Below are 7,294 nucleotides of genomic sequence, written 5' to 3' on the forward strand. Positions count from 1 at the left end.
GCCCCCTCTCCGTACGTGTTACGCCGCGAACCCGGCTTCCTCCAGATGCAGCGTTCCTTCGGCCTGAACCCAGGCACCACGCACGTTAGCGGCGGCCACCGACAAAAACGCGGTGCTGCCGAGGACCACGACCGGGCTCTCCCGGTTCAGCACCTCCTGAGCGGTCCGGAACGCCGCGTCCCGCGCCGGACCGTCCCCTGTGGACTCGACGACCGCGACGGCGTCGTCGTATTCCCTGGGGGCCACCCAGTTGCACTCACAGGTCCCAGATCGGCCCGCGAACCAGGACAACGCATAGGCGTCGGGCAGCGGAGTGAAGGACACGTAGTTGGCCGCGATCGTGTTCGGGTACCGTTTGCCCTTGGGGTAGAACTTCGCGCTCCACGTGCTGTTCTCGGTGCTGCGGATGTCGAGGCCGATCCCGATCTTCTTGAGGTCCTCCTGCAGGATCTGCGCGATCGTGGTCCACTCCGGGTTGCTGCCCGCCTTGGTCCAGAAGACCAGCGTGCTCCCCTCGTGGACACCCGCCTCGGCGAACAGCCGCTTCGCCTTCTCGAGATCGAACCCCTGCGCGGGCAAGGCCGCGTCGTAGAACCGGTTCTTCGGGTTGACCGGCACGTTCCCCGGTGCCGGGACGCCGTAGCCGACGTACGCCGCGTCCATCATCACCGCGCGGTTCGCCGCGTACGAAAGTGCTTGCCGCGCCTGGGGTTTGTCGAACGGCGGGGACGTGGTGTCCAGCTCCCACACGACGTACCCGGCCGGTTCGGCGGCGGTGAGCAGCTGGCGGCCGCCGGTGGCGAGGTTCTTGACCGTGTCGGGCGCGACCGCGCCGAGTACCTGGAGGTCGCCGGAGCGCACCGCCGTCTGCGCCGCGGTGGCGTCGGCGTAGCGGGCGATCCGGACGCCGTCGAAATGGGGCCTGCCCCGGAAGTAGGCGTCGTTGCGCACCAGGTCCACGGTCTGGTCGGGGACGAACGCCTTGAGCTTGTACGGACCAGTGCCGTTCGCCGTGCTGTTCACGTTCGCGATGTCGTCGACATCGGTCATCTTGACGTCGATGACATCGACCGCGAGTTCGGGATTCGGGGACTTCAGGTCGAGCACCAGCGTGGTGTCGTCCGGCGCCGTCACCTTGGAGACCATGGCGATCTTCGCGGCCACCTGCGCCGTCGAATCCGGGGCCAGCACCCGGTCGAAGTTCTTCTTCGCCGCCCCGGCGGTAAACGGTTTTCCGTTGTGGTACTGGACTCCCGGATGCAGCCGGAAGGTCCACTGCCGGAAGTCCGGGGTGTGCGTCCACGAGTCGGCGAGGTCGGGGCGCGCCGAGTTGTCCGGCGCCCACCTCGTCAACCCGTTCCACAGCAACGTCTGCAACTGGGTCTGCGCGGCACTGGAGATCTTGTTCGGATCGAGCTGGGTCACGCCGTCGGTCTGGCCGTACACGAGTGTGCCGCCGTCCTTGATCGCGCCCTGCCCGCTCTTCGCGGACGCCGTGACCTCGGGCCCGCCCGGACCACCCCCACCGCACGCCGCGAGCACGGCCGCGACGGCCACCGACACACCCAGGACAGCGAAACCACGTTGTGCCCGCACAGCTACCTCCACACAGGGACGCCGCTCCGGGAAACTCTCGCCATTTCGAAAATATCTTCTGCCAGCTGAAAAAGAGTAAGCCGCCCGCGTCCGGCGACGCAAGGCCGTACTGGTTCGGCACCGGTTCAGAAGCCGAGTCCCGCGGAGATCTCCCCGGCCTGGCCGACCACGAGTCCCGCCGCCGTGGCGAGACGCCGCTTCACGAGTTCGCGGGAGAAACCGGTGACCCCGATCGAACCTACGACCCGGCCTTCGGCGTTGAAAACCGGTGCGGCGACACAGGCGATCCCGGCCTCTTCCTCTTCGTCCTCCACCGCGTAACCCGCTTGGCGCACCTTGGCGAGCTGGGCACGGAACGCCCGTGGCGTCGGCCTTTTCGCCTTGGGTCCGGTGCCGGGCGTCAGCCGGGAAAGCAGCGGCTCGAGGTCCGCTTCGGGCAGGTGCGCGGCGATCGCGCGGCCGAGCGCGGTGAGGTTGAACGGCGACACCTTGCCGGGATAGGTGTCGAACTGGATGAACCCGGACGTCGCCGCCTTCGCGACGTACACCACCGACGCGCCGTCGAGAACTCCGGCGTGCGCGGGCATCTTCAGCTCGTCGGCGAGCACTCGCAGATGCGGACCCGCGATGCCGGCGAGATCCCCCTGCCGGACGAGTGACGCGCCGAGGTCGTAGAGCCGCATCGTCGGCCGCCAGAAATGACTGCGGCCGACCACCCGGCGTGCGGCGTAGCCCCGCTGTTCGAGGGTGTAGACCACCGACGCGCACGTGGCGAGCGAGATGTCCGTCGCCTTCGCGAGCGCGGTGAGGGTGAGCCCGCCCTCGGCCGCGACCAGTGTTTCCAGCACCGTCAGAACGCGGTCCGCCGACGGCGAGGCCGGCCGCTCCGGCGTCCCCTTGCCCGCTGCCATCCCCATCACCGCGATCCTTCGTATTCCCGAAGCCGTTTTCGGAATAGGGATACTACGTGTCCGCCGACAGAGAAACCTCCGGTGAGCGGCACCGGGCCCTGCTAGCGTCGATCTCGTGACCGGGGAGGGGACGGCGCGGCTGGGCGGGCGCTTCGCCAGGCTGTGGGCCGCGAGCACGACGTCGGCGCTGGGCAGCGGCCTGGCGACCGTCGCCGCGCCCTTGCTCGTCGCGTCGCGCACGAACGACCCGCTGGTGGTGTCCGCCGCGGCCGCGGTGTCCTGGTTGCCGTGGCTGCTGTTCGCGCTGCCCGGCGGTGTGCTGGTCGACCGGGTGGACCGGCGGCGGCTGATGATCGTGATCGACTGGGCCCGGGTCGCCGCGCTGCTCGTGCTGGCCGTCGCGATCGCCACCGGCACCAGCGGAATTCCCTTGCTGTACACGGTTTTGTTCGTCGTCAACACCGGCGAGGTCGTGTTCCGCTCGGCGAGCAGGGCGATGCTCCCCTCGGTCGTCCCGCGTGCCCGCCTCGACCGGGCGAACGGCTGGTTGCTCGGCGGCGTCACGCTGATGCAGCACATGATCGCGGGCCCGCTGGGCGGTTTCCTGTTCGTCGTCGCGGCGAGCATCCCGTTCTTCGTCAACGCGGCGACGTACGCGGTGAGCGCGATCCTGATCGCTCTCGTCACCGGCGTCTACCGCGCCGAACGGCGTCCCCCGGACACGGCAGCCGTCGCGCCACCGCGGTCGGTACGCCGGGAACTCGCCGAGGGGTTCCGCTGGCTGATGGGCCAGCGGCTGCTGCGGACGATGGTGACGCTGATCGGCCTGCTGAACCTGACCCTCACCGCGGCGACCGCCGTCCTGGTCCTGCTCGCCAGGGAGCGGCTCGGGCTCGATTCGGTCGGCTACGGCCTGCTGTTCACCTGCATGGCCGTCGGCGGCGTGCTCGGCTCGCTCGTCGGCGACCGGATCATCCGCCGGGTCACCGCCACCTGGACGCTCCGGCTCGGCCTGGTCGTCGAGGCCGGGACCCACCTCGCCCTCGCGGCCTCGCGGAACGCCTGGTTCATCGGTTTCGTGCTCTTCCTGTTCGGTATGCACGGATCGCTGTGGAGCATCGTCGGCAATTCCCTGCAGCAGCGCCTGACCCCGCCCGGCATGCTGGGCCGGGTCGGCAGCACCAGCCTGTTCGTCATCGCGGGCGGCAACTGCGCCGGCGCGCTGCTGGGCGGCGTTGTCGCGACGAAGTTCGGCCTCACCACACCGTATTGGGCGGGATTCGTGGTCGCCGCGATCGTGACCGCGGCGACCTGGCACGTCTTCGACCGCGCCACCGTCGAGCGGGCCTACACCGACTCCGCCGACGTCGCTCCACCCGTGACGACGTGATCCGGCGGCAGCGAAAACGTGCCGCCGGGCGCTAAGCTCGCCCGCTCGGGAGGTGGGCGATGAAACTCGAAGATCTGATGACTACCCTGCGCACGGCGGTTTCGGCGCGGGCCGTCTTCGGCGAGCCGGTCGAACAGGGTGAGGTGACCGTGATCCCGGCGGCGCGGGTGTTCGGCGGCGGTGGCGGCGGACAGGACCTCCCGGAGGGCGAGGGGCTCGGCCTGGGGTACTTCGCGCGGCCGGTCGGTGCCTTCGTCGTCGAACGCGGCCGGGTCCGCTGGGTGCCGGCCGTCGACGTGACCCGGCTGGTGACCACCGCCGGGGCCGCCGTGATCACCTGCCTGCTCGCCCACCGGAGCATCGTGCGGGCGAAACGCGGCTGATTTCCGGTTGACCGGCCTGGCATCGTTGATCTTCGTGACGGAACACGACGACATCGCCGAAATCCGGAAGCTGGCCGGACTCGCCACGCCGATGGCGCTGCGTGTCGCGGTGACACTGGGCCTGCCGGACCGGCTGCGCGGTGACGGCGCCACCACCGAGCAGGTCGCGACGGAATCCGGCGTGTCACCGGTCGCGCTCGGTCTCCTGCTGGGCCATCTCGCGACCCTCGGAGTCGTCGAGCACACGCCCACCGGCTACCGGACGACCGGCTACGGGACGGCCCTCTGCACCGACGCCGGCAACGGCCTCACCAACTTCCTGCACCTGGACATGGCAGGCGGCCGCGCCGAGCTGGCGTTCACCGAACTCCTGCACAGCGTCACCACCGGCGATGGCGGCTACGCACGGCGCTACGGCCAGGATTTCTGGGCGGACCTCGCCGGGAATCCCGGTCTCCGCGCGTCCTTCGACCAGCAGATGACCGACCGCTTCCGCACCCAGATCCCGGGGATCGTGGCCGGCTACGACTGGGATCGCTTCCCCGCCATCGTCGACGTCGGCGGTGGCCACGGCACGCTCCTCGCCGCGATCCTGGCCGCGCATCCCCGGCTCCGCGGGCACCTCCTCGACGTCGATCCCACCGCGACCGAAGCCCTCCGCACCTTCACCACGCACGACGTCGGGGACCGTGCCCAGGTGACCGCGGGCAGCTTCTTCGATCCGCTTCCCGCCGGGGCGGATGCCTATCTGCTGTGCGACATCCTGCACGACTGGGACGACGAGCACGCGCACCGGATCCTGGCTCGCTGCGTCGAAGCCGTTCCCCGGAGCGGCCGCGTGCTGGTCATCGAACCGGTCGGCGGACGGCACGCCGACACCGAGTTCGACCTGGCCATGCTCGTGATCTTCGGCGGCCGCGAGCGCCGGGTCGACGAGTTCCGGGCTCTCGCCGCGGCCCACGGGCTGGTGCTCGACGCCGTGACCGACCTGACCGGCCAGCGCTGCCTGCTGGAATTCCGCCGCACCGGCTGATCAGGAAGGACTCACCGGTTTCGCCGCTTCGGCAAGGGTTTTGACCGCGGCCAGGGTGTGCTCGATGGAGCCGGCGTTGAACCCCGGCCGGTCGGCGCGGCCGGTCACCTTCGGGCCGAGGAACCGGCGGACGAACCAGTTGCCGACCCGGTACCAGTGCTCGGTGAGCACGCAGCCGCCCTCGGCCGGGGTGAGCTGGTAGGCCCAGCGGGAAACCCGCATCCCGAACGGGCTGCGCACGTCGAAGGCGAACCAGTGACCCGGTTCGCAGGCGATGACGGTGACCCGCGTCCACCACTGCTTGGCACCGTTGCGGTTGGTGCCGCGGAACTTCGCACCGAGCGCGGGTCCGGTGGCACCACCGACCCAGGCGCCGCCCGCGTTCTCCGGGCTGAAGCGCCCCATCCGCGGCAGGTCGGTCACCATCGACCACACGGCTCGCGGCTCGGCGGCGACGTACACACTGCGCGAAATCGTCGGATCCACCCGGGAAAAGTAACCAGCGGCCCCGGCACGCGACAATACGCGCGGCCCGGCGCCGCAACGCGGGAGAACACGTCACCTGACCTCAAGCCTCGCCCCGCTGTTGAGGGTTGGTCAGCGTCAGCCACCAGAGAAGCGAAGAAAGTTTATACTTATAGTTCAACGATACGGTCGAAGGCATCGCAGAACCCCGAGAAGAACAGGATTCGAGATGACCTCTGGCCCTTCGATCCAGGACGCCGGCTGGGCCTTCGCCGAAGGCCACGGCACCGACATCGGAGCCGTGCTGGCCCAGTTCCTGCCCTCGCTCACCACCCGCCCTCGCCTGCTCGGCTTCGGCGAGCCCCTGCACGGGGAGGAATCGTTTCTCCTGCTGCGCAACCGGCTGTTCCGGCACCTGGCCGAGTACGAGGGGTACCGGTCGATCGCCCTGGAGAGCGACTGCCTGGCGGGGATGATCGTCGACCGGTTCGTCGCCGGCGGAACCGGAAACCTCGACGACGTCATGCGGGACGGTTTCAGTCACGGTTTCGGCGCCGCGGCGGGAAACCGCGAACTCGTCCGCTGGATGCGCGACCACAACCAGGGCCGCGCGGACGAAGACCGGCTGCGGTTCTATGGTTTCGACGCGCCGACGGAGATCACCGGCGCCGCCGGCCCGCGACAGGCGCTCACCGCACTCCACGGCTACCTCGCGGCACACGTCGATCCCGCGCTGCTGCCCTGCACCGCCGAAACCATCGAACGACTCGCCGGCGCCGACGAGCGCTGGACCGATCCGGCGGCGATGTACGACCCCGCGGCCTCGGTCGGCTCCTCCGAGGACGTCGCCAAGCTGCGCCTGATCGCCGACGACCTGCAGGCGTTGTGCCACACGGAATCCCCGCACCTGCTCGCCGCGACCTCACCCACCGCGTGGTGGGAAGCACAGCTGTACGCCAGGACGGCCACGGGCCTGCTCCGCTACCACGCGGCGATGGCCGATCCCTCGCCCGCACGGCTGACCCGGCTGACCAGCCTGCGTGACGGCATGATGGCCGCGAATCTCGAATCCATTGTGGACGAACAGCAGCGGCGGGGGCCTGCCATGGTGTTCGCCCACAACCTCCACCTGCAACGGGACAAGAGCAGGATGACCATGGGCGGGCGGGTACTGGACTGGTGGAGCGCGGGCGCGCTCGCCGGTACGCGGCTGCACGATCGGTACGCCTTCATCGCCATGGCCGTGGGCAGCGCGCCCGCGCACGGCCTCGGCTCGCCGCGAGAGGACACCCTCGAAGGCGTGCTGGCGTCACTTCCGGAGAACGGGTACCTCATCGACTCTTCGCGGCTGGCCGAGGCATTGCGAAAGGCGGGTGTCACTCCGGCGCCCCGTGTCGAAACGCCGGTCCACCCGGGTTACTTCCCGCTCGACCCCGGACATTTCGAGAAAACCGACGGCATCGCCTTTCTCAAGGAGGTCGGCTGAGCGAGTGCCGTGTGCGCCCCACCCCGGGGA

At 69.7% G+C, this 7,294-nt stretch carries 7 protein-coding genes; 4 read left to right on the plus strand and 3 right to left on the minus strand.

The window, feature by feature from the left end; all coding sequences use genetic code 11:
• Window positions 1–18: 18 nt before the first annotated feature.
• Window positions 19–1,596 (minus strand): ABC transporter substrate-binding protein, encoded by a 1,578-nt coding sequence (locus ACFWX1_RS09730; RefSeq protein ID WP_378385693.1) that lies wholly within the window; start codon window positions 1,594–1,596, stop codon window positions 19–21.
• Between the two features lie 125 nt (window positions 1,597–1,721).
• Window positions 1,722–2,513: an IclR family transcriptional regulator gene (locus ACFWX1_RS09735; RefSeq protein ID WP_378385695.1), complete on the minus strand. Its 792-nt coding sequence runs from the start codon at window positions 2,511–2,513 to the stop codon at window positions 1,722–1,724.
• A gap of 109 nt (window positions 2,514–2,622) precedes the next feature.
• Between ACFWX1_RS09735 and ACFWX1_RS09740 the strand changes: the two genes are divergently transcribed.
• Genes ACFWX1_RS09740 through ACFWX1_RS09750 form a run of 3 tightly spaced genes read left to right on the plus strand, consistent with a single transcriptional unit; the run spans window position 2,623 to window position 5,313 of the window.
• Window positions 2,623–3,897, plus strand: coding sequence for an MFS transporter (locus ACFWX1_RS09740; RefSeq protein ID WP_378385697.1), 1,275 nt, complete (start codon window positions 2,623–2,625; stop codon window positions 3,895–3,897).
• 59 nt (window positions 3,898–3,956) lie between these two features.
• Entirely contained in the window at window positions 3,957–4,280 is a 324-nt protein-coding gene (locus ACFWX1_RS09745; RefSeq protein WP_378385699.1) for a GerW family sporulation protein, read from the plus strand.
• Window positions 4,281–4,314: 34 nt separating this feature from the next.
• Complete coding sequence (locus ACFWX1_RS09750) at window positions 4,315–5,313, plus strand: methyltransferase (RefSeq protein WP_378385701.1); 999 nt, start codon at window positions 4,315–4,317, stop codon at window positions 5,311–5,313.
• On the opposite strand, the gene ACFWX1_RS09755 is transcribed toward ACFWX1_RS09750, so the two are convergent.
• Window positions 5,314–5,799: an SRPBCC family protein gene (locus ACFWX1_RS09755; RefSeq protein WP_378385703.1), complete on the minus strand. Its 486-nt coding sequence runs from the start codon at window positions 5,797–5,799 to the stop codon at window positions 5,314–5,316.
• Between the two features lie 208 nt (window positions 5,800–6,007).
• Here ACFWX1_RS09755 and ACFWX1_RS09760 point away from each other — a divergent pair, with 208 nt between their 5' ends.
• Complete coding sequence (locus ACFWX1_RS09760) at window positions 6,008–7,264, plus strand: erythromycin esterase family protein (RefSeq protein ID WP_378385705.1); 1,257 nt, start codon at window positions 6,008–6,010, stop codon at window positions 7,262–7,264.
• Window positions 7,265–7,294 lie beyond the last annotated feature (30 nt).

This window comes from Amycolatopsis sp. NPDC059021 (assembly GCF_042739895.1).
Classification (GTDB): Bacteria; Actinomycetota; Actinomycetes; order Mycobacteriales; family Pseudonocardiaceae; genus Amycolatopsis.